The 22,226-nt window shown below is 62.4% G+C and carries 16 protein-coding genes; 7 read left to right on the top strand and 9 right to left on the bottom strand.

Annotation, left to right across the window (positions count from 1 at the left end; genetic code table 11):
• Positions 1-955 precede the first annotated feature (955 nt).
• Together C8D78_RS16715 and C8D78_RS19850 are read right to left on the bottom strand one after the other, a co-directional pair.
• Positions 956-2,074, bottom strand: a complete 1,119-nt coding sequence (locus C8D78_RS16715; RefSeq protein ID WP_120954991.1) for an alkaline phosphatase family protein — start codon at positions 2,072-2,074, stop codon at positions 956-958.
• Positions 2,067-2,489 (bottom strand): S8/S53 family peptidase, encoded by a 423-nt coding sequence (locus C8D78_RS19850; RefSeq protein ID WP_208641994.1) that lies wholly within the window; start codon positions 2,487-2,489, stop codon positions 2,067-2,069. The genes C8D78_RS16715 and C8D78_RS19850 overlap by 8 nt, the downstream gene beginning before the upstream one ends.
• 204 nt (positions 2,490-2,693) lie before the next feature.
• Here C8D78_RS19850 and C8D78_RS16705 point away from each other — a divergent pair, with 204 nt between their 5' ends.
• From C8D78_RS16705 to C8D78_RS16690, 4 genes are all read left to right on the top strand, one after another.
• On the top strand, positions 2,694-3,476 hold the full coding sequence (locus tag C8D78_RS16705) for a C1 family peptidase (protein ID WP_120954990.1): 783 nt from the start codon (positions 2,694-2,696) through the stop codon (positions 3,474-3,476).
• A gap of 54 nt (positions 3,477-3,530) precedes the next feature.
• A complete protein-coding gene (locus C8D78_RS20150) occupies positions 3,531-3,851 on the top strand; it encodes a protease inhibitor I42 family protein (protein WP_120954989.1) in 321 nt (106 codons plus the stop codon).
• Between the two features lie 521 nt (positions 3,852-4,372).
• Positions 4,373-5,134 (top strand): hypothetical protein, encoded by a 762-nt coding sequence (locus tag C8D78_RS16695; RefSeq protein ID WP_208641993.1) that lies wholly within the window; start codon positions 4,373-4,375, stop codon positions 5,132-5,134.
• 881 nt (positions 5,135-6,015) lie between these two features.
• Positions 6,016-10,545 (top strand): nSTAND1 domain-containing NTPase, encoded by a 4,530-nt coding sequence (locus C8D78_RS16690; RefSeq protein ID WP_120954987.1) that lies wholly within the window; start codon positions 6,016-6,018, stop codon positions 10,543-10,545.
• Between the two features lie 531 nt (positions 10,546-11,076).
• On the opposite strand, the gene C8D78_RS16685 is transcribed toward C8D78_RS16690, so the two are convergent.
• Both C8D78_RS16685 and C8D78_RS16680 read right to left on the bottom strand, forming a co-directional pair.
• Positions 11,077-11,982 carry a DUF4231 domain-containing protein gene (locus C8D78_RS16685; protein ID WP_120954986.1) on the bottom strand — a complete coding sequence of 302 codons (906 nt, stop codon included), beginning with the start codon at positions 11,980-11,982 and terminating at the stop codon, positions 11,077-11,079.
• Positions 11,979-12,689: a hypothetical protein gene (locus C8D78_RS16680; RefSeq protein WP_147429624.1), complete on the bottom strand. Its 711-nt coding sequence runs from the start codon at positions 12,687-12,689 to the stop codon at positions 11,979-11,981. Before C8D78_RS16680 ends, C8D78_RS16685 begins: the two co-directional genes overlap by 4 nt.
• 861 nt (positions 12,690-13,550) lie before the next feature.
• Between C8D78_RS16680 and C8D78_RS16675 the strand changes: the two genes are divergently transcribed.
• Positions 13,551-14,066, top strand: coding sequence for a bacterial transcriptional activator domain-containing protein (locus tag C8D78_RS16675; protein WP_244208451.1), 516 nt, complete (start codon positions 13,551-13,553; stop codon positions 14,064-14,066).
• Between the two features lie 32 nt (positions 14,067-14,098).
• Here C8D78_RS16675 and C8D78_RS16670 read toward each other — a convergent pair whose 3' ends face one another.
• From C8D78_RS16670 to C8D78_RS16660, 3 genes are all read right to left on the bottom strand, one after another.
• A complete protein-coding gene (locus tag C8D78_RS16670) occupies positions 14,099-14,344 on the bottom strand; it encodes a hypothetical protein (RefSeq protein ID WP_208641992.1) in 246 nt (81 codons plus the stop codon).
• Positions 14,345-15,130: 786 nt separating this feature from the next.
• The gene (locus tag C8D78_RS16665; protein WP_120954982.1) at positions 15,131-16,111 is read right to left on the bottom strand and encodes an aldo/keto reductase; all 981 of its coding nucleotides are present in this window, start codon (positions 16,109-16,111) and stop codon (positions 15,131-15,133) included.
• An 83-nt stretch (positions 16,112-16,194) separates the two neighbouring features.
• On the bottom strand, positions 16,195-17,076 hold the full coding sequence (locus C8D78_RS16660) for an aldo/keto reductase (protein WP_120954981.1): 882 nt from the start codon (positions 17,074-17,076) through the stop codon (positions 16,195-16,197).
• Positions 17,077-17,243: 167 nt separating this feature from the next.
• Between C8D78_RS16660 and C8D78_RS16655 the strand changes: the two genes are divergently transcribed.
• Positions 17,244-18,143 (top strand): helix-turn-helix transcriptional regulator, encoded by a 900-nt coding sequence (locus tag C8D78_RS16655; protein ID WP_120954980.1) that lies wholly within the window; start codon positions 17,244-17,246, stop codon positions 18,141-18,143.
• Positions 18,144-18,829: 686 nt separating this feature from the next.
• On the opposite strand, the gene C8D78_RS16650 is transcribed toward C8D78_RS16655, so the two are convergent.
• Complete coding sequence (locus C8D78_RS16650) at positions 18,830-19,591, bottom strand: phosphotransferase (RefSeq protein ID WP_244208450.1); 762 nt, start codon at positions 19,589-19,591, stop codon at positions 18,830-18,832.
• 1,227 nt (positions 19,592-20,818) lie between these two features.
• Entirely contained in the window at positions 20,819-20,965 is a 147-nt protein-coding gene (locus tag C8D78_RS16645; protein ID WP_120954979.1) for a lmo0937 family membrane protein, read from the bottom strand.
• 400 nt (positions 20,966-21,365) lie between these two features.
• Here C8D78_RS16645 and C8D78_RS16640 point away from each other — a divergent pair, with 400 nt between their 5' ends.
• Complete coding sequence (locus C8D78_RS16640; RefSeq protein ID WP_120954978.1) at positions 21,366-22,115, top strand: IclR family transcriptional regulator; 750 nt, start codon at positions 21,366-21,368, stop codon at positions 22,113-22,115.
• Positions 22,116-22,226 lie beyond the last annotated feature (111 nt).

Genomic DNA, 22,226 nt, shown 5'->3' with positions numbered 1-22,226 from the left:
GAGCTCGTGGCGCACCGAAGATCGCTTCAACTATTGGGCCTTTGATCAAGCGTTTCTGGCTGTTGCTATCCTCAGCGTTACCTAGGGTCCAGTATCGGCTGGCACTTCAAGGCATCGAAGGCGATATGGCATGGCGTCGTCGGCAGGCAAATTTGGGGTGTGTACATTGTCCACATTTGGGGCCTCGGATCGGATCGTATGTGGGCCGGACTGGGCCGGATTCCGCACATTTTCGCGGGAGTCCAGTGTTTGTGGGGGAGGGAATGCAGTTCGAGTCCCACCTCGGGCACGTGTTTTCCCTGTTCAGGGGCTTGTGGGCCGCTGAGTGTGTACAAAGCTTTATGGGCCCCTGCGGGGGCCCATTTTTTTGGTGGCCGTTGCGGTCTGGCGGCTCCTTCTCGTGGCTTGGAAGACAGCGGTGTTGCTGCGTACTCCTTCATGGCTGGGAGCGCTTGGAACTGCCTGACTAGCGGTGACTTGGGATAAAGCTCCCCTGGTCATTCCCGTCGGCAGCCGATTCTTGGGAAACTCTCGTCATGTACTCAAGCATCGGGTGGGGACCGGTGTCAGCCTCAGGAGTGTTGGACGATGGCCCGCGCCCGGGAAGCGCCGGTGCTTCGGTTCGTGCGGGCGGGTATGTCGGTCGTGGTAGTGGACTCGAACATTGCCTAACTCCTCTATCTTTTGAGTGATTTCCAGATCGGAAAGCGACGAGTTCTTCTGCCGGTGCCAGCACGATACCGGCTCCGGTCCCAGTGATGCCCGTGTCGAGGCCATATCTGCCAATACGCCGGATAACGTTCTTAGCCGCGAGTCGACTGGCTGCCACCAAGCCAGGAACGACCACCAATCAGTCCGTCCGTGGGTGCCGCCCCCATGAGCGCGGATGACGCGGGCTTCCGCGTGCCGTTGGGCCGGCTGTTCCTGCTCTGTCTACTCGGATGCACGGTGGTCCTCAAAGGGTTACGTCGTTGGGCGGCGGTAGAGTTGATCCGTTTCGCAGCAAGACGCGGCCGACCGGCTCGGACGGGCCGGGCGAGGGAGGGAGCGGCCGGGGCTGCGGTGTCGGATTGGGCGGATCTGGCAGAGTGATTCTTGACCCGGGTGATGGCGGCGGCGGTTGCTGGAGCGCGAGGTCTGTGACGTCCGCGAGGCCTTCGCTGGAGTCCACGCGGGGAACGCCGAGCGCCGGCAGGCCCAGGAGTTGAATGACGGTTTTGGGGACGTCCACGTGGGAGGACCATCGGCTGTCGATTACTTGCTTCACCTGCCCGCCGAAAACCAGCAACGGCACGCGGGGCCCATAGGCCAGCTGCACGCCGTCGCTGGTGTGCTCGACATTCGGGGTAGCCACATGGTCATCCCAGCCGCCCCAGTCGTCCCAAGTCAGGAAGAATACGGTCTCCTGCCAGCCGCCGGATTGGACGACGGCATCGACGCTCTCCCAGATCTTGGTCATCCCGATCGAGACGTCGGCAAGGGGATGCTCGTCTTCGGGGGAGTTGTGCCAAACGTAGCTGAGGGCCGGCAGTTCCCCGGCTTGGGCGTCACGGACGAAGTGTGATGACGGCATCAGGTTGGGTGAGCCCTTTAGCTGTTGGTAGAAGCCGGCAGGGTAGTCGCTGCTGCCGGTATAGCACCTCCAGCTGAGGCCATTCTCGTTCGCGAGCCCGGGCACCGACGGCAGATCCCACAGAGGTGGAGGCTGCCGACGGGAAGGGTTCTTCAGCGTTGGGCTCTGTCCTCCGACCAGCAGCAGATGATTGGGAGTCGAGTTCGTACCGAATCCCGAGCAATGGTTTTCGAAGAATGCACCGGTCAGCGCCAGGTAAGCGTAGAAGGGCAGGTCTTTGACCGTATCGAACTGAGTGTGGCTCGCTGTCTCTCTACCAGTCAGCCACCGATCATAAGAAACGCGGTCGTGGCGGGGATCCGCCAGCGGCGGGTTGGACTGGACCGGCCAACCAGTGGCGACATTGGCGCCGTACGGGGCAAGGCCACCGAAGTAGTTGTCGGTCGTGTGGTTCTCCTGGATGAAGACAACCACTCTCTTGATACGGGTGGGGCTACTCATTGTTTGTCCTCTCACTTGTGACCCCTAGTGGAGGCTCGCTGGCGAGCCAAGGCCCGTGCACGCATCCCATCCGGGACCCGGTGTCGTAACCCGCCGTCGCTTCTATTGCGCCGGTGGCGGCGATAGCGTTGGAGCCCTCGGTTATGTCCTGGAGCGCCGAGTCGTCCAGAGAGTAGAGCCATTCGTTGTCTATGCGCTGAGGGCCACCGGGGAGTTGAAGGAGTCTTGCCGCAAGGCTGCTCCACAGCGGGGCTACAGCGCTCGTTCCGCCGACGACGGCAGGGCCGCCGTTGACGTAGATCTGGTAGCCCGTCGCGATGTCGGCGTTGCCGGCGACGTCGGGGCCACCGCGACCGATGCGGCCGTCATTCGACTCATATTGGCCCAAAACTTTGAGCATGTCATCACTAAACAAAGCCCATCGTTACTTGCGCGTTACTGGACATGCAGGGTGAGAGGTGGTGCCGGTTTTTTCGAAGGAAACGTGGGCTCATCACCCTTTATCGTGGCGCGCCGTTCGCTGCTAACTGCAGGACGGTAACGTGCGCGTAACGCTCGCCTGCCTATGGTTTCAACTTGCGGCCAAAGAGGTCAGCAGAATTTCTGGAGGTAAGCAGTTATGACAGATGTAGCAGCGCCATCCGAAATAGTGAAAGGTTACGGATGGAAGCCGGACCCGCCCGACCAGCGGGATCGATTGTATGCGGCGCCTCCCCCCGTTCAAGAAACCCTTCCGGCAAGCGTGGATCTGAGGCCGCAGTGCCCTCCCGTTTATGATCAGGGTCGTTTGGGGAGCTGCACCGCAAATGGCATTGCGGGCGCCATGGCGTTTGACGCCATTAAACAGGGCATCGCCGGTTACTCGTCGCCTTCGCGATTGTTCATCTACTACAACGAGCGAGAGCTGGAGGGCACCGTTGACACCGATTCCGGCGCTTATATACGCGACGGCGTGAAGAGCGTCACGAAGCAAGGCGCCTGCTTCGAAACCGCGTGGCCGTACGACATCACGAAATTTGCTATTAAGCCTTCTGATGACTGCTACCAGAAGGCACTGGATCATCAAAGCCTCGAGTACTCCAGGGTGGCCAGGGATTTGACTCAGATGAAGGGGTGCCTGGCCGAGGGCTATCCGTTTGTATTTGGTTTCACGGTCTATGAGAGCTTTGAGAGTCCCGCTGTGGATGCTTCGGGGACGGTTCCGATGCCCCTTCACACAGAAGCGGTTCTGGGTGGGCACTGTGTTGTTGCGGTCGGGTATGACGACGCGTCGGCCCGTTTCGAGATCCGCAATTCATGGGGTACCGGCTGGGGGGATCAGGGGTACGGCACGATGCCGTACGCGTATCTGCTCTCGCGTGGTTTGGCCAGCGATTTTTGGACCATTCGGAGGGTCGAATGAGCCATCGCTAGATATCATCTCCGTCGATCGACCCTACAAGGGACCGGAGTGGCCATGGGCGACGTGGTGATAGGGAACCCCACCGACGGGTACGTGTGCAGCATGACAACGAGCGACCAGCTCGTTGTCATGCTGCCCGTCAACCCATCAACCGGTTTCCGATGGACCGCTGAGGCACGCGGTGATTTGGTCAGCGCCGGAATGTCGGAGCGGACCCAGGGCAGTCCGGGCGGAGGAAGTCCCCGGGGCTTTGTGTTTCGGGCACTGCGGACGGGAACCGCAGAGCTCGCCTTTAAGTTATGGCGTCCTTGGGAAGGGGACGCATCAACGATCCAACGGATCGGCATCACCGTCACGATCACGCCGCAACAGTAGGCCGTGTCATGGCGATCCTCGCCACACTAGTGCCGGAGTAGAACAAGGTGAATTTCAGTTGACCAAGGAGGTCGGGCAGGGCGGGCTGATCTAGAGCTATCGCGTGTGTGCCTCTTCTTTGAGGGACTTGACCGGTAGTCACTTAGGGTCGCACTCAGGCCCACTGCATTGGTGGGGCATCCCACAACTGTGGACACGACCACTCGCACCCGTGGGCAGAATTCGAGGGGTAACGCCCCAGTAACGCTCTCCGTTGTTTACTAGTTCCCTCCGACTCGCCCGCAAGGCATGGAACGGGACGTCCAGTCGTCTCCATCTTCGTTGCTGCGTCATACTTGCTCCCTGCCAGGGAGCGTACTTCTTGTCGAAGAGGATGGTGAGCTGACATGGAGAATATGGAGGAGAACACGGCTCTCGTAAAGACAGATGGACTAAAAACGTCCGGGGGCGCAGAGCGTTCTGACCGCGCTATCGCCGACCTTCCTCCGGGGGCACCGGCGGCACCCCCACCTATGGGAGCCTTGCTGCCAGCGTCGCAGGATCCCGGGGGCAAAATTCCGCGGATCAGCAGCCTTGCTTCTTCTCTTATCCTGGCATGGCTATTGCTTGCGACGACAGGTGGTGTATTAGCATTGCTGCTCCTGTGGCCCTTGGCGGAGCAGGTGCAGCAATCCGTTCGCCAGGGGCCGCCCGCGCCGCCCCTATCGGCCTTTCCACAGTCGACAGTCTTGGGCCTGACATTTTCCCTGACTCCTGACGTTTGCATAATTCTGCTCGCATTGCTCTGCGGGACGCTCGGTAGCATCGTGCATGCACTGACGAGGCTCGCGCAGGCCGCTACTGGTAAGACCGGAAAACGCAGCTTCATGCGGAGACGGGACGCCACCTGGTTCATCGTTGCACCGTTCCAAGGTGGGCTCCTTGCGTTCTTTGTCGTCTCGGCGATCGCCGCCGGACTATTCACCGCAGGTTCAACATCGGGTGCGGGCAGTCTTAGCCTCTTCACTGTCGCATCGGTCGCGGGATTGACCGGACTGTTCACCAAACGCATGACAGTGAGACTTGCCTTGCTCATCAATCGGGTGACGGACAATCAGAGCCAGGCAGAAGCGATTCAGAAGGCAGCCTCAGGGACAACCCAGCAGATCACCGGGCAGGTAAACTCTCCAGTCGGTTCCGAAGACGGCAATCACGCCCAATCGGCAAAAGGAACGGTCGTCGCGGGGCAGGCGTCTCCCGCTCCGGTCCCGCCAAACGGACAAGAGCCGGTGCGCGAACTCTAGTGCGAGCCTGCTGGCCGCACGGTTGTCGGGCGCTTCCGAGAACCGGAAAAGCAGCGGGCCGGCATTTACGGGACAGCCTGGCAGGTGGTGTCCGGGCCGCCTGGCCGGGAGGTCAGCCAACGGGTCACCCTACTTCGGGACATGAAGTGGATACGGACCCCCAGCCGCAGTTCTTCCCCGAAGAGTGTGCGCCAAAAAGGGCAGGCTCTTCAGCCTCGCCCGGGAAGGAGTCGGAACCGCCGAGCCGCTGGTGACCGCCGCGAGCGTCGCCGTGCCGCCACCTCCCCTGCGGCCGCCTCGCCACACCGCAGCTGGGGATCCTGGTTAAGGCGCCGAACGTCTGCCGATGGCAGACGTTCAGGACCGGTACGGCCAGCTAAGCTGACCGGGGGCAGTAGCGGGCAGTGACGTGCCGGGCCATCGTCCATGGAGGGCGGCGATATCCGCCATGCCTGCCAGTTACGCGCCATTTCTCGGGGTCGTAACGAAGCCGTAACGCACCTTCGCTATACCGGGAATATGGATGCTTTTTGGGAGCCACTAGGCGTTGTCGTCGGTTGCCCTCCGGCTATCGGCGGGAAGATCGTACTGCCCACTGAAGAATCCTCCGCGGCCACTCCTATTGAGCGGAAGCGCCTATATCTTGCTCGGCTTGCTGCGACCCGCCAGTTGTGGTCTCTTGCTCGGCTTGCTGCGACCCCCCAGTTGTGGTCTCTTGCTCGGTGGGCTCCTTCCTACGCCTGCGAAGACCTTGACGATCACACAACACGGTCTTCGATTTCTAACTACGAAATGCAACTGCTCGCACAACGGTTTTTTTGCCCAATATCACCTCCGAGAGCTGCTGAGGAGGAAGTGGGGACCAGCGTGGGGGAGTTCATATGTCACGCATCTTCTTGAGCCATTCGAGCCGGGACACGCGTCAGGCTGTCGCATTGAAGCGCTGGCTGGTAGAGCAGGACCCCGGCCTGACCGATGAAATCTTCTTGGATCTCGATCCGGTCACCGGGATACAGCCGGGCGAGCGGTGGAAGGAAGCACTACGCCGATCCAACGCGCGCTGCGAGGCGGTGATTTGCCTACTCTCGGCCCGCTGGGAAGCATCTTCCGAATGCAGGACCGAATTCCGTACGGCGGAGTCGCTGAACAAATTGATCTTGTGTGCCCGGCTGGAGCCCATGTCTGCAGCCGGAATCACAGGGGAGTGGCAGCGTTGCGACCTATTCGGGGACGGTCAGACCACCCAGGTCGCGATTGAGGGCACAGATAGTTTCGTCTCCTTTCAGACGGAGGGCCTGCATCGACTCCTTCGCGGTCTGCGCCGCGCCGGGATCGGCGCAGAACATTTTGTGTGGCCCCCACCGACTGATCCGGAGCGGGCTCCGTATCGGGGCTGGGAACCCCTGGAAGAGATGGACGCCGCGGTGTTCTTTGGCCGGGACGGTCAGATCGTTCGTGGCCTGGATGCGCTACGCGGGATGCGCAGTTCAGGTATCGAATCGTTGTTCGTGATCCTGGGTCCTTCCGGCGCCGGGAAGTCCTCTTTCTTGCGGGCCGGTCTGCTGCCGCGGCTACGGCGGGACGACAGACATTTTGTGGTGCTCGATATTATGCGCCCGGAACGTAACACTCTGACCGGCGAGAGGGGATTCGCGCACTCAATCCATGCACTGCGAAGCAGCCTTGGGCTGGACCGGCCAGTACTGGCAGAAATTAAGGAGGCTTGCGAAGCTACCGACGCCGAACGGCTTCGGGGGTGGCTGGCAGAGGCCAGAGAAGCTGCAGCATCCCGGCTGCCTGTGGAGGCGGCAGCGATGTCCCCGCCTACTCTCGTGTTGCCGCTAGATCAGGCCGAAGAACTGTTTAGCGTGGACGCCGGTCGGCAAGCCACTCAGTTCCTCGAACTACTTGGACTGTTGTTGCTCACTCGTGAAGGGACCGCCCCGGCCCTGATTGTGGCCGGTACTATTCGCGCCGACCGGTACGAGCTGCTGCAAACCGCGCCGGCCTTGACGGGACTTGGAAGCCGTGTCTTCGATGAACTCAAACCGATGCCCGTAGCCGAGTTCAAGGAGGTTATCCGCGGTCCCGCCGCACGGGCCACGTCAGCAGGACGCCCCCTATCTGTGCAGCCCGTCCTTGTTGACCGGCTTCTGTCCGATTCCGCCGAGGGCGCAGATACACTGCCGCTGCTCTCACTGACCCTGGCCCGGTTATATGCCGATTACGAAGGGGCTGGGGAGCTGACCTTGGACGGATATGAGGCCATGGGTGGAATGAACAGCGTTGTGCAGACGGAGATTGACTCCCTGCTTTCGGGTGACCCGGTTGTGCGCCAGTCCCAGCTGGCGCGGCTGCACACGGCCTTCATTCCATGGTTGGCGACCATCAACCCAGAAAGCGATCAGCCAATGCGCCGGGTCGCGCGCTTGAAGGACCTGCCGGCAGACGCCAGCTGGCTCATTGATACGTTGGTTGCCCGGCGTCTGCTGGTCAAAGACGAACGGGATGGCGAGATCGTCGTAGAGGTTGCACTGGAAAGTCTGCTACGCCAGTGGACGGAACTGGCCGAGTGGCTCGCCACCGAGCGGGAAGACCTTAAAGAGGCCGACAATCTTGAACGAGCCGCAGATGCATGGGAGAGAAGCGGCTGCAGCGATGCATGGTTGCTTGAAGGTGACCGGCTCGCCGCTGCGGAGTTCCTGGCCGCGAAGACGGGGTTCCGCAGCCGCTTAGACAACGCTCAGGGGATCCTGAGTGCCTCCAGAAGGCGGGAAAACGATCGAATTGCCGAAGTACACCAGCGGCAGCAAGCCGAAATTAAGGCGGCTAGGGATAAGCAAGAAGCAGCGGAGACGCACGCCGCGTTGCTTCGGAAAAGCGCCCACACGCTGAAAGCGGTCTTGACCGTTGTGGTTCTGGTTGCAATGGTTGCGGCTGCAGGATTCGTGAGGGCCTCTATCGCCGAGCATGAGGCCACGGCGCGCGCTCGTGAGGCAACAGCCCGGCGGTTGGCAGCCGAAGGCCAGTCCATGCTCGCTGGTGCGCGCCCAGGGGGAGAGGTGCGCGGCATGGAACAAATGCTTGCCGCAGAGGCTCTGATGCCGACGGCAGAAGGCGAAAGTGCCATCATCAGCGCTGTCGTAAGGCAACGATATGTCCAAAAGATCGCAGATGACGGCGCATTCGTCGGAGGGGTGGGATTCAGCCCGGATGGCCGTCAGATTGTTTCCGGAGACGCCGAAGGCAGAGTGCGGCTGTGGGATGCGAACACAGGAATGCCCCTTGGGGAACCGATGACGGGATACCGGGGTCCAGCAAACAGTGTGGCGTTCAGCCCGGACGGCTTGCGTGTCGTCTCGGCAAGCGCCGACGGGACGGTGCAGTTATGGGATGCGCACACGAGAGCATCGGTGGGGAAGCCCATGGCCGGGCACGTGGGTGCGGTGAACAGTGTGGCGTTTAGCCCGGACGGCCGGCGCATCGTTACGGGAGGTGCTGATGGCACGGTGCGATTGTGGGATGCGAGTGAGGGAGCCGCCGCCGCCAAGCCCATGACAGGGCACGTCGGCGCGGTGAAAAGTGTCGCATTCAGCCCGGACGGCCTGCATGTGGTCTCGGGAGGTGCTGATGGCACGGTGCGGTTGTGGGATGCGAATACGGGAGCGCCCGCCGGGGCACCCATGGCCGGGCACGGGGGTGCGGTAAACAGTGTGGCGTTCAGCCCGGACGGCCACCTGATCGTCTCGGCAGGCGCCGACCGCACAGTGCGGTTGTGGGACGCGGGCACCGCACTGCAGATCGGAAGACCTATGACCGGACATAGGAATTGGATATTGGCCGTCGCGTTCAGCCCGGACGGCCGGCGGATCGTGTCCGGCAGCGCAGACTACACAGTGCAGTTGTGGGACGTGGCGACCCGAGAACCCGTGGGGGAGCCGATGGCCGGCCACGGGGAAGAAGTGGCCAGCGTGGCGTTCAGCCCGGATGGCAGGCGGGTCGTCTCCGGCATGGGTGACGGCACCCTGCGGGTGTGGGATGCGGGAACGGCGCCTCCGATCAAAGACCAAGGCGCCGTGAACAGCCTGGCATTCAGCCCGACCGGCGACCGGATCGTCTCCGCGGGCGGGGACGGCATGGTGCGGTTGTGGGATGCGGACACTGGTGCCCCCGTTGGGGGGCCGATGGCCGGGCACGAGGGCGGCGTGAACAGTGTGGCGTTCAGCCCGGACGGGCGGCGGATTGTCTCCGGGGGCGGGGACGGCATGGTGCGGTTGTGGGATGCGGGCACTGGTGCGCCCGTGGGAGGGCCCATGGCCGGACATGAGGGTGGCGTGAACAGTGTGGCTTTCAGCCCGGACGGGCGGCGGATTGTCTCCGGGGGCGCCGATCGCATGGTGCGGTTGTGGGATGCCGGCACTGGTGCGCCCGTGAGGGGGCCCATGGCCGGGCACGAGGGCGGCGTGAACAGTGTGGCTTTCAGCCCGGACGGGCGGCGGATTGTCTCCGGGGGCGCCGATCGCATGGTGCGGTTGTGGGATGCCGGCACTGGTGCGCCCGTGAGGGGGCCCATGGCCGGACATGAGGGTGGCGTGAACAGTGTGGCTTTCAGCCCGGACGGGCGGCGGATTGTCTCCGGGGGCGCCGATCGCATGGTGCGGTTGTGGGATGCCGGCACTGGTGCGCCCGTGGGAGGGCCCATGGCCGGACATGAGAGTGCCGTGAACAGCGTGGCGTTCAGCCCGGACGGGCGGCGGATCGTCTCGGGAAGCGCTGACAGTACAGTGCGGTTATGGGAGGCGGGCAGCGAAACGCCTGTAGGAGAGCCTATGGCCGGACACTGGGATGCCGTGAACAGCGTGGCGTTCAGCCCCGACGGTCTTCGTGTCATGTCCGGGAGCCGAGACAGCACTATGCGATCCTGGCCGTCCCCTTTGGTGTGGTCCACCGCGCTGTGCGCCAAGCTCACCCAGAACCTCAGCCGCGAACAATGGCTCGAATGGGTGTCAATGGATGCGGACTACATCGAAATCTGTCCCGGGTTGCCCTTACCCCTTGGTCCACAGCCCTCTGAGGGAACGGTGGGGCAACCGACGCAAGGGAACAGTCCTAGTCTGCACATTGAAATTTACGACAAGATCACAGCAATGGCACCTCAGGTTCCGTATCTGCCCACTCCGAGGACCGGCGTCGTCGGCTGGGGGTTCTTGGAGCGGCGACTAGAGGCAGCGCCGAACATGGTCGAGGTCCGCCAACGACGCAACGGCTACAAGAAAGACCGATGTACTCCTTCTGCGAACTGGCGAGGTGCCCTGAGCCTGCTTTCGCACGGTACATCTTGCTCCTGGAAGGTGACTGGAGCGGTCGGGAAAAGCATAGCGCGATCCATGCCGAGGATTCCCGTTTTGTGAGGGAAGACTTCAGAGACGCAAATCGCATCCGTTGGGCCTACCAGGAACGAATGGATGAAACTGTCCAATCTTCGTGGCAGTACAAAACTGACCAGCGTGGGAAGCATATGCAACGCGCTGACCGGAGATGTCTATATTTATCCCAAAATTTGGACATTGAGTTCCGTACGTTGCGCCTTAGGGCCGTGGGTCGTTGTTTGACCCACGGCCGGTGGATCCGGACGGCAAGCGCCGGACGGGATCGTCCTCCGCGCTGCCGTTGACTGGGTCGCCGGGATCAGACGCATGCCTGCCGGATCCAGCCTTGGGGCACCAGTGCAAGAGGCCATGACCCACCGCGCCCTACCGGTCGTCCGCAACCGAACGGCAAAGCCGAATGGTTCACCCTCAGGGAGGCTGGGTCGTCAAGAACGCCCACTACTTGCTTGGACCTTTCCATACCCGTGATCCGCCATATGCTGACCCGACCGAGCCGCATGGGACTGTCTCAAGGGGAACCGATAGATGTACCGGCCTGAGCGGATTTCTTTCTCACTCGTTCTGAGGGGTGGTGCCGGTGTCGTCGGTGTTCCATCGGGTCATCCATCCCTGGTTTTCGACTGAGATGACGTTCTCGCAGGCGTCGATAAACTCCGCGTCTGTTCCCGGGGCGTCCTTGTGGCCATCACGCAGGTTTTCAAGCTGTTGGGCGGTCCGGAGGTATTCGATGATGAGGTGGTCGTACCGGGCTGCGGTTATGTGGGCAGTCAGGGACGCGCCCGCCGTGGTGGCCACGGGGACCCAAGCGCCTAGTGCGGAGAGACCGTAGCCGGTGGCGAGGGCAGAAAGGATCACTGTAGCGACGCCCAACGTCGTACCGACGGCGCGCAGACGCCGGACGCGTGTATCGTAGATCGCCGCTTTGGGCCGGTAGAAGCCGTTGATCTGAGCCTCAAGCCGTTCTGTGATGTAGTCCCCGACGTTCGCCACAGCGGGGAGGGGTTTGCGGTCAGCGGTGATCCCTGCGGTGTGATGTTGCAGGTCGGCCACATCCTCTAGAAGACGAGCGGTCCGGCTGTTCAGTTCGGCGTCCCGGTCGATGGCGTGAGCAACAGTCGAGCCACCGGCGAGGTCGGAGTAGACCTCTGTCTTGAGCTGTTCGGCGGCCGAGCGAGCCCGCGTCCAGGCCCGGACCTTATCTGTTGTGGCGCGGCGCTGGAGCATAGTGGCAAACCCGGCGCATGTTGTGGCGGCGACACCTGCGGCCCGGCCCGCCTCCGGGACTAGGGCCGACACTTGGGATGCGACCACGGCCAGCACGGCCGCCGCGAGTCCCAGGGCGAGAGCACCGGCGCGGGACCGATCCAAGCGCTGCTTTAGGCGGCTGGCGGTGAGGGACCAGATGCAATGCTGATCCCAGGCTCGTGCAAGGGCCGGACGGACGGCGGGGCCGATCATGACAGCGGGTTCTTCAGGGCCGGGTCTAGGGCGCTGGCGGTGGGATGGGCTGGGAGGACCGTGAGCAGGGCGGCGAGGCCGGCTTGGGCGTCGGCCGCGTGCCGGAGCTGGTGCCCTCTGGTGACTGACTCCGCGGGCTGGGTTATGGAGTGTGAATGTGCTCCGTCAATGCCTAGATCAAGGATCTCCCACACAACATTCTTGTCGAATGCCGTGAATGACGGACGGGCCGCGTCGGACTTTACCGTGCTTACTGACTTTGTAGCCCGCCTTCCTATCTTAAAGGGCGGCCAGATGCGGAAGGTCGCCTGTCCGGCGGGGTTCTTTTCTGCTTGGTCGAGCGACACCTGTTCACGGATGACTTCGGGTTCCGGCCACGGAAGAACGTGTTGCCGGTGTGTCTTGGACGTATTGGTCCCCTGGATGACTGACCAATTGCCGACCCGGGACTTCGCCTCATCGATCAGTTCGGTCAGCTGCGGCCGGCCCTTTTCCCTGCCGCCTTTGAATTCAAGTTTCGCATCCACGATCACACCGACGGCGTCGCAGGCAGGAGCTTCACCGCGTGGGCGGGCTGAATGATTTGCTTTTCTCTCCTGCTCGAGGATGCGAAGAAGGGGAATGGCGATGACAATCCTGTCCAAGACCTTCGCTGTGAACGAAGCACTAGTTAGATTTTCCGGATCGCCATCTGGCAATTCGTCCACGTTGATTACCCTCCTGGCTGCGATGACCCGATGATTGTGCATCAGGACCCGGGACCATCTCAGTGGACAGCATCGGCGTTACGACGGCGTTACAGTAAGCCCAATACGGCGTAGTGCCGCTTTGCGTCGTCATGGGGTTCTGATGTTGGAAGGTAACCGCTTCCGGTTCCCAGCATGAGTAGCTGCGCCCAACGGAAGGGGGCAGCGCCGGGGCGCAGGCAGTCGAGCTGGGGCCGATATGCGATGAAGCTGGGGCGGGCTCGTGCCTCAGTTGGTCGACTCCTTGCCCGGCGGCGCCGTCCCGGGGCGTGGAGTGACCCCGTCCGATGCCACGTCGGCCGTGAGCGGCGACGACGAGGTAAATCCGGAACCGGATGCCCGCGGGCAATATCCGAAGGACCTTATGTCAACGGTGTGGATTAGATAATCCGCGGCATTCGGAGCGAAATATCCTATTGATGGAGAATCGTCGTTTAACAGAGCCTCTTGGCCCGTATTCCAGGGATAGTTCAATCGGTTCGGTTGTGCCCGAGTTCTCTGAGTGCCCGTCTCGCGTGAGCTCGCTTCACAAAACGGTCAGATGCTCCGGGCCATTGACATCCCCTGCCGAAATGCGGATCCTCGTGGCTAGAACTGTTCCAGCTCGCAGTCACGCTGGATTTGGGGGTACCAATGGGAAGCGGCGACTTTTGCCATTTTCAGCTAAGCCTGTTTCAGTCGTGGAAACTCCGCAGGGACTCGTGCATTGTGCATGTTGCGGCGCGCCAGCAGCGGCTCATCACTGCCCTGGCCATTAATGGTCCCCGCCCGCGAAGCTACTTGGTCGGGCTCCTGTGGCCGGAGAGTCCCGAGAGTCGGGCCATGGAGAGCCTGCGGGTGAGCATGCACCTAGTCTCACGGCAGGTTCCGGGCCTGCTGGTGAACGAGGGCGCCGAACTTTCCCTTAGCGATTTGGTGGACGTCGACTTGCACCGGGTCCGGTCCTGCGTTCGAGAGTTAAGCCAAACCGGGCTCAACGGCAACGCCGCATGGGCCCTGAACCTGCTGCGTGATGCCGAACTGCTCCCAGGTTGGTATGACGATTGGGTGCTCTTTGAACAGAGCAGGTTGCGGCAGGATCGGCTCCACGCGTTCCACGTTATTGCCCGCGGGTCGCTGGCGCGCTGCGACTTTGAGGTTGCCTTGGAAGCATCGGAGGCAGCACTTGAACTTGAACCGCTCTATGAAAGTGCGGTTGGACTTCTCATTCAGGCTCACAGGCAGCAGGGCAACAACGCTGCCGCGCTTCGGGCCTTCGAAAAGTATCGAGCGAAGTTGAACGAGGACATGGGCCTTGCACCGTCGGAGGCCATTCAGCGCCTTGTCTCAGAAATTTAGGTACAGTCAGGCCGCAAACAAACGCGAGAGATCTAGACGTTGCCAGGAGGAAGAGGTTGGTCTAACAGCCACTGGCGTACAACGCTTAGGACCTCGTCCGGATTAGCAGTGGAGACAGTGGTCGGCTCATCGCCCGGGGCTTGGCTGTAGCTTATCCGGGCGCGAAAGTCGGGCGTCTGGTCGGGCTCGTGCCAGGTGCGGATGACCAGCGTGCCCAGGCCTGGCATCGCCGGGTCTGATTCGTCGGATATTCGTGACGGACGATCATCGTTGATCATGGCATTTGACCTTACTCTCCATCAGCGACCAACCACATGATGGAAGATCGTGGACTTTCCATGGCCGAGTCCCGTCGTTTATCAACCTCTAGCAACTATGGGCGATTCGGCCATGGAAGGCACTTAAGCACCGGAAGTCCCGGCTGCTTTGATCCTGCTGGACAGAATTCAGGAATCAATCCCACGTTTGTTCAAGATTTACTCAAGTTTGCCTAGTGAGAACGCGAGGCCACGAAAAGTCGTTCCATGGGCAGTCTGGGAAACGACACTGCTTGTCGGGCCGGGCTGACGGTCACCATAGGGAGTGGGTCAGCAATGCTCTGAACTGGCCAATTTGGCGTGGGTACATTGTCCACACTTCGGGCTTCGGGCCGGGCCATATGTGCGCCGGATCGGGCCGGATTCCGCATGTTTCCGCGGGAGCCGTGTGTTTGCAGGGGAGGGAATGCAGTTCGAGTCCCACCTCGGGCACGTGTTTTCCTTGTTCAGGGGCTTGTGGGCCGCTGAATGTGTACAAATATCCTTTATGGGCCCCTGCGGGGGCTCATTTTTGTTGGTGGTCGTTGCGGTCTGGCGGCTCCTTCTCGTGGCTTGACAGCGGTGTTGCTGCTTACTCCTTCATGGCTGGGAGCGCTTTGAACTGCATGACCTGCTTTGACTTGGGGATCAAATCTTCAAGGTCATCCCGGTCGGCCACCGCCCCACCTAGACCTGGGTTGAGTGCGGTCGTCCCGCCGCCGAACGTGTTTGGCTCGATGGCGGGACGTGGTGCTGATCGTTATCGGATTAGAAGAACGTCGGCTCGCGGGGCGTGTAGGGAGCCTCCAGCGCGGCCACTTCCTGGTCGCTGAGCGTCAGCTCGAGGGCTGCGGCCGCGTCTGTGAGGTGCTTTGCCTTCGTCGCCCCGATGATCGGGGTATTGACGACGGGGTTCTTCAGCACCCAGGCCAGCGCGACGGTTGCCATCGCGATGCCCCGTTCGGTGGCGATGCGTTCAACGGCGTCGACTATTGCTTTGTCGGAGTCGAGGAACAGCGGCCGGCCGAACTGGTCCTGGGCAGGGGTGGACGCCGCCCGGGTGCTGGATTTGTCACCCCAGGGGCGTGCGACGATACCGCCGCCGAGGGGGCTCCAGACCATGTTGCCGACGCCCTGGTCGGTGAGGAGACCGTGCATTTCGCGTTCTTCCTCGCGCTGGATCAGGTTGTACTGGTCCTGCATCGAGACGAACTTGGTCCAGCCGTTCTGCCCGGCCGCGCTCTGCATCTTGGCGAACTGCCAGGCCCACATGGACGAGGCGCCGAGATAGCGGACCTTGCCGGCCTGGACGACGTCGTGCAGCGCTTCCATCGTCTCCTCCACGTCGACCTCGGGGTCGAAGCGGTGGATCTGCATCAGGTCCACGTAATCGGTGCCGAGCCGGGCGAGGGAGCCGTCGACCTGCTTGAGGATCGCCTTGCGGCTCAGGCCGCCGCCAGTCGGGCCTTCGTGCATCGGCCAGTAGATCTTGGTCGCCAGGATTGTCTGTTCGCGGCTGCTGTATTCGCGCATGGCCCGGCCGACGATTTCTTCTGAACTGCCCATGCCGTAGACGTTCGCAGTGTCCCAGAAGTTGATGCCGAGTTCCACGGCCTGCCGGAACAGGGGTGCGGCCGCCTCGCCGTCGAGGGCCCAGTCCTGGAACTGGTTGGGAGTCCCGAAGCTCATGCACCCCAGTGTGAGGCGGCTGACTTTGAGGTCGGATGTGCCGAGTTGGGTGTATTCCATCGTGTGTTTCCTGTCAGAAGGTGGAGAAGAAGGTTGGATATATACCGGGCCCCCGAATTTCAGTTCGGGGTTGGGCATGTGGATCAGGCTTCGGGGATGGGGAAGGCGTGCTCGGTGAGGTTGATGAAGTCGGCCTCGGGTCCGCCGCGCACACCAGTGTCGAGGGCGTCGATGGCGGCGAGCTGGCCGGCGGTGAGGTCGAAGTCGAAGACGTCGAAGTTCTCGGCGATGCGGGCGGCCTTGGTCGACTTCGGGACTGCGGCGCGGCCTTCCTGGAGGTGCCAGCGGAGCATGACCTGGGCCGGGGACTTGCCGTGCTGTTCGGCGATGTCCTGCAGGGTTGCGTCGTCGAAGGTGCTCTTGGCGGCGCCGCCGTAGGAGGTGATGCCGCCGATCGGGGACCAGGCCTGGGTGAGGATCCCGTGCTTCGCGTTCAGGGCCTGGAGCTCGTTCTGCTGGAAGTAGGGGTGGAGTTCGATCTGGTTCACGGCCGGCACGACCGTCGTTGCGGCGAGCAGTTGCTCGAGGTGCTCGCGCATGAAGTTGCTGATTCCGATCGCACGGATCTTGCCGTCTGCGAGGAGCTTCTCGAGCGCACGGTAGGCGTCGATCGTGAGGTTGAAGGCCGACGGCAGCGGCTGGTGCAGCAGGACCAGGTCGATATGGTCCACGCCGAGCTTCGCGGCGCTCTTCCCGAACCCGTGCAGGGTCGCGTCGTAGCCGTAGTCGCTGATCCAGATCTTGGTCTCGATGAAGACCTCGTCACGGGAGAGCCCTGAGTTGCGGATGCCTTCGCCGACCTGTGCTTCGTTGCCGTACGCGGCAGCGGTGTCGATGAGGCGGTAGCCGGCGTGCAGGGCTTCCTCGACGGCCGTGGTGGTTTCGTCGGGCGGGGTTTGGAAGACGCCGAGTCCGATAGCGGGAAGGTCCACGCCGTTGTTCAAAGTGATCACGTTGTTGGTCATGCCTTCAACGGTAGGCAGGAAACCGGCCCGGGTGAGAGCCCCTGGTGTTATCCCCCAGGAGCTGCCGTCGACGCCGACGGGCACACCGGGGCCGCAAGGGCCCCGCGGGCCGGGGGATAACGGCAGGGACTCCCACTCCCGCCGTGGACCCGCCTAGCCTTGAGGGTATGGATACCCGCAATGACGTGCAGAAGTTCCTCACCGCACTGCGCGCCCGCATCACCCCGGAGGTGGCGGGCTTGACCGTGTTCGGCGGGGAACGCCGCGTCCCCGGCCTGCGCCGCGAGGAAGTCGCCCAGCTCGCCGGGGTCAGCACCGCCTACTACACGAGGATGGAACGCGGAGACCTGAGCGGGGTGTCCGAGAGCGTGCTGTTCGCCCTCGTCCGGGCGCTGCAACTGAACGAGGCCGAAACCGCGCACCTGTTCGATCTGGCGCGTGCGGCAACCGGGCCCCGCCGGGCACCCCGGACGAAACCCCAACCCCGGGTGTCGCCGCGGGTCGCTCAGCTGATCGACGCGATGGGCGATGTTCCCGCGATAGCGATGACCCGGCTCGGGGACCCGGTCGCGTCCAACCCCTTGGGCCGGGCACTGTTCCCGGACCTCTTCCCGCCGGGAAAACCGGCGCTCAACAGCGCCCGCTACATGTTCCTGGATGAACGCTCCCGGGTGTTCTACCCGGACTGGGAGACAACCGCACTCGAGGCCGTGTCAGGGATGCGGCTCCTCGCCGGCCAGGATCCCACCGACAAAGCCCTGATGGCACTGGTCGGTGAGCTCGCGACCCGCAGCAACGAGTTCCGCACCTGGTGGGGAGGACACACCGTACGGACCCACTCCACCGGAACCAAGCACATCCACCACCCCGTCGTGGGCGACATGACCCTCGGCTACGAAGCCCTCGCCATAACATCGACCCCCGGCCTCGTCCTCATGACCTACCTCGCCGAACCAGCCACCCCGTCCGCGGACGCCATGAACCTGCTGCGCAGCTGGACCGCGAACGAAGCCCGCACCGGGGAGACGGCCCGCACGAGCCGCAAGGTGGCCGGTGATCTTCCATGAGTTCGTGGTCCCGTTCCGTTCGTTGCCAGCCCAGTGGCATGCTGTGGTTGAGGAAGAGGCTGGCAGGCATTGGGAAGCGCTGACCACGAGCCAACGGGCGGCGGTGGCTAAAAGGGCGAGTACTGATCAGCTGACGTTCCGGGCCCGGTGATGTGGGAAAAAAGAAGTGTGTACAAAGTACACGCCTTGGGCTTGGGATCGTGACGCAAGTGGACCGGACCGGGCCGGTTTCCACATGTTTTCGCGGGAGTCCAGTGTTTGCGGGGGAGGGAATGCAGTTCGAGTCCCTCCTCGGGCATGTGTTTTCCCTGTTCAGGGGCTTGTGAGCCTCTGAGTGTGTACAAATGTCCCTTTTATGGGCCCCTGCGGGGGCCCATTTTGTTGGTGGCGGCTGGTCTGGCGGCTCCTTATCGTGGCTTGGAAGACAGCGGGGTTGCTGCGTACTCCTTCATGGCCGGGAGCGCTTGGACCTGGATGACTTGCTGAGACTTGGGGATCAAATCTTCGTGGTTAACCCGGCGGTCGCCGGGTACGGGTGGTCGATGGCGATCTACGAGCGGAAGTCGGTGCGTTGAGCCCAAGCCTCACCGGACAACAGGCGGCGGCCGCGAGTTCATCGCAGACGCCGGTTCCGTTCACACGTACAGGCCGCCGGCTTGCTGCGGCGTTGCAAGGGCTTACGGAGGCTATGCCTGAGTGGGCTGATATTGCTTTGCCCGTTCGTCGAGAACGGCGGTGGCCATGTCTAGGCGCCCGGGGCGCGGAACCAACGCCTCACGGAGCCAGAGCGAGTCCGAGTAGGCATGGAACCGGTCCGGATTGACGTGCAGTTCCTGGGCTACGGCCATCACCTGAAGGTGAGCTGTATGGTAGCATGCCCGAGACATGTGGTTCCGCCGCCTTCGCAGTTCCAAGCGCATGTCCATACTGGCCAGATCAAGGGCCGCCTCAGCCTGGGCTCCCTCGTCAAAATCCAACAACCCGAGCGGGGACCGGCCCCCGGCGACGATGATCTGTTCGCCGTGCAGGTCTCCATGGGACCACACCAGCGGATCCGGTGCCGTCCCAAGCAAATTCCTCGTCACATCCTCTGCCACGGCCCGCAAGGCACTGGCTTGCGGCGACATTTCCGGTACGTTTTCGAAGTGGCGCAGCCAGCGGTTCACGCACCGCCGCAAATCCGCCGCTTCCACCTCCGCTGAGCGGAGCGGCAGGCTGTCCAGGAAGCTGCGGGCTGCTCTGCCGTGCGGGAGGCTTAGCTGGGCGATCCACGAGCGAGCCCACTTCTCCCATTCCCACGCAAACGATTCATCGCTAGCGGCGGAGTCATTCTCACCCAGCTGGTACAGGGTCGGTCCCTGGAGCGTGCTGAGAACGAGGACATCCTCGGAGCTGCGAAGGATCCTGGGGGTGGTGAAGGCGCCGGCGGCGTCCAAGAAAGTGGCCACGTGTGCGCAACGTTCGGCGGATGCGATGGCCTGCCCTGGCCGGAAGATCTTGATGTGACAGCCCTCCGCGCGGACCACGGCCCGCCTGTGTGGCCGATAAGCAATCAGTTCGCCCTGCTGTGCTTTGGCACGCAAGGCCGGCAGTTCAGGATCGTCCGGCGGCACGAGTTCAAAGCGCCCGTGACGCAGATAGGCCCCACGGAGGGGCGGTCCCGGCCTTGGCTCAGGACCTCCAGTACGTAGTCTCCTGGTCTCCTGTCGAACCAGGCCCGGCGGACGCGCCAAGTTGTGCCGGTGGCTTCGTCGAGGTATTGCTGGACGGGTAAGTACCAACTCATCGAATCAGCTCCAGTGGTGGAAGTGCCACTTCAGATTGTGTGAGCTAGCTTGAACGAAGAGTATGAGGCCCAGATGAAGGGCGCATTAAGGAACCCTCATGAAGGGACTCGCCGTCGGATCGCCATGGCCAAGTTGGACCGGCTGCAGGGTGATTTCGATGACCGGGCCTCAGCGCGGCGACGGTCGCTTAGTGTCCCTAGAGGAAGAGCAAGTCATAGGTGGAGGAGCGACAAACCGCAGCACGAAGAGGCCTACGGCGTTGACCTGCTCATCGGAGAAATTCTGGCAGTGGTGCCGTTAGCCAGATCTAGACGCGGTGCATTGGGTGAGTACAAAGTACACACTTGGGCTTCGGATCGAGTCGTACTGGGACGGGACCGGGCCGGATCCCTCATGTTTTCGGGACTTCCCAGTGACCGCAAGGGCGGGAATTCAGTTCGATTCCCACCTCGGGCACGTGTTTTCCCTGTTCAGGGGCTTGTGGGCTGCTGAATGTGTACAAATCTCCTTTTATGGGCCCCGGCGGGGCCCATTTTGGTTGGTGCCCGTTGCGGTCTGGCGGCTCCTTGTCGTGACGAGGAGAGCGGTGTTGCTGCTTACTCCCTCATGTGGCGGGAGCGCCTGGAACTGTATGACTTACTGAAACCTGGGATGAAAATCGTCTGGATCATTCGACATGGCCGCGGGAAGGCGGAGGGATTCCGGTCTTTGGCCGGACCAGCTGCGGGCTGTGATCGAGGATCCCGCCAGGGAACGAAAAGGACCGTGGCTTCAGTTGTCACCATGCTAGAGGGCCCCGGAACGGCTGCGTTCCGGGGCCCTCTCTTCAAGCCGGCGACATACCGTTACCTTCGCACCCGCCGGCGGGGGGAAGCCCGGTTTTCATACTTAGACGCGGGACCTGCCACGGATGAAGTGGAAGACCAGTACGACCACTGCAACAACCAAGAGTATGTGAATCAACCCGCCGCCGATGCCGGCGATCAGGCCGAGAAGCCAGAGTACAGCGATAATGATGGCTATCCAGAGCAACATGAGAGTCTCCTTAGTTAGTCTGCGGATGAAAACGCTCGTCCAGCAGGAATCGATCGCCGTCCAACGGACGGCTCTCCAAGAAATACTAAGCGTACTGTCAAATTTCGTTACAGAGGCAGAGGCAGAGGCAGAGGCAGAGGGAGGCTTCAAAGGGGTCCGCACGGCGCCCGTGGAACAGCGGGTGCGAATGAGCCGAAAAGGAACTCTTCGCCCGGATGGAAAGCATCGGCCACGAGGTCGAGAGCCGCGGCACCGGTACCGGCAGCAGCCGGCTCAGGGACCAGGGCCTGACCGCAGAAGGCGGTGGTGATCGATAGCCGAAAACCTATGCAATTTGCGCCTGCCTCGCACCCTGACTCCGCTAGAATGCCCCTAAACCATTGACCGGAAGTGGGAAGGTGTGGCCAACTCGGCATCTGGGGAGTCGGTGATAGATCGGGTAGTGAGGCTCATATCCGCTTTTCCTGACGGCCCCGGCGGTCTTCAGCTGTCTGAGCTTGCGCGGCGGTCCGGCTTGCCACTCACAACAGCCCACCGCTTAGTGCACCAGCTGGCAGTCCACGGTCTGCTCGAAACCGAGCCGGGTGGATCAGTGCAACTCGGGCTGCGGCTTTGGGAACTGGTGAACCGCAACTCGCCCACTCTGGCACTCCGCCAGGCGGCTATGCCCTTCATGGAGGACATCCAACAAGTCCTGAACCAAAACGTAAACCTTGCAGTGCTCGACGGTTGGGATGCGCTCTTTGTCGAGCGACTCTCGCGGCGCGGCTCCGTCGCCAACAGGGCGAAGGTGGCCGGTCGGATGCCAATCCACATCACCTCGGCCGGGCTCGCGCTGATGGCATATCAGGACAAAGCGGTCCAAGCCGAGTACCTGGACCAGTTCTCGGACCCCGCCGGGCAAGTGACCCGTGACACCGTCCGCGCTCTCATCAGTGAGACTGCACATCAAGGCTTTGCGCAGTTGGCGGGGGTCGTTGACCCCGGCACATGGGGGATTGCTGTTCCCATACTGGACGGCAGACTGCGCGCGGTAGCCGCGCTGGGGGTAGTCGTCCCCTTGCAGGAGGTGCGGTTGCAGGCGCTCGTTCCTGTTCTGCAAACAGCGGCACGAGGCATAGCCCGGGGACTCAACGACCCCAACACGTGAACCACATTCCGTTGAGCGGAAACGGCGTTACGGAGATCCCCACCTCGGCTACAGACTGGTACCAGACGCACCCGACAGGCCGCCCCGGCCTCCGCAACGAAGCGAGAACCA

Source organism: Arthrobacter oryzae (assembly GCF_003634095.1).
Taxonomy (GTDB): domain Bacteria; phylum Actinomycetota; class Actinomycetes; order Actinomycetales; family Micrococcaceae; genus Arthrobacter; species Arthrobacter oryzae.
The sequence above is the reverse complement of the archived record's forward strand: the minus strand, read 5'-3'. Positions and strand labels throughout refer to the sequence as shown.

What these genes read in the sequence shown, in the direction of transcription:
- C8D78_RS16715 (WP_120954991.1), bottom strand. Translation starts at nt 2,074, where the DNA reads ATGAGTAGCCCCACCCGTATCAAGAGAGTGGTTGTCTTCATCCAGGAG.
- C8D78_RS16690 (WP_120954987.1), top strand. Translation starts at nt 6,016, where the DNA reads ATGTCACGCATCTTCTTGAGCCATTCGAGCCGGGACACGCGTCAGGCT.
- C8D78_RS16665 (WP_120954982.1), bottom strand. Translation starts at nt 16,111, where the DNA reads ATGGAATACACCCAACTCGGCACATCCGACCTCAAAGTCAGCCGCCTC.
- C8D78_RS16705 (WP_120954990.1), top strand. Translation starts at nt 2,694, where the DNA reads ATGACAGATGTAGCAGCGCCATCCGAAATAGTGAAAGGTTACGGATGG.
- C8D78_RS16660 (WP_120954981.1), bottom strand. Translation starts at nt 17,076, where the DNA reads ATGACCAACAACGTGATCACTTTGAACAACGGCGTGGACCTTCCCGCT.
- C8D78_RS16670 (WP_208641992.1), bottom strand. Translation starts at nt 14,344, where the DNA reads ATGATCAACGATGATCGTCCGTCACGAATATCCGACGAATCAGACCCG.
- C8D78_RS16645 (WP_120954979.1), bottom strand. Translation starts at nt 20,965, where the DNA reads ATGTTGCTCTGGATAGCCATCATTATCGCTGTACTCTGGCTTCTCGGC.
- C8D78_RS16655 (WP_120954980.1), top strand. Translation starts at nt 17,244, where the DNA reads ATGGATACCCGCAATGACGTGCAGAAGTTCCTCACCGCACTGCGCGCC.
- C8D78_RS16675 (WP_244208451.1), top strand. Translation starts at nt 13,551, where the DNA reads ATGGAGAGCCTGCGGGTGAGCATGCACCTAGTCTCACGGCAGGTTCCG.
- C8D78_RS16685 (WP_120954986.1), bottom strand. Translation starts at nt 11,982, where the DNA reads ATGATCGGCCCCGCCGTCCGTCCGGCCCTTGCACGAGCCTGGGATCAG.
- C8D78_RS20150 (WP_120954989.1), top strand. Translation starts at nt 3,531, where the DNA reads ATGGGCGACGTGGTGATAGGGAACCCCACCGACGGGTACGTGTGCAGC.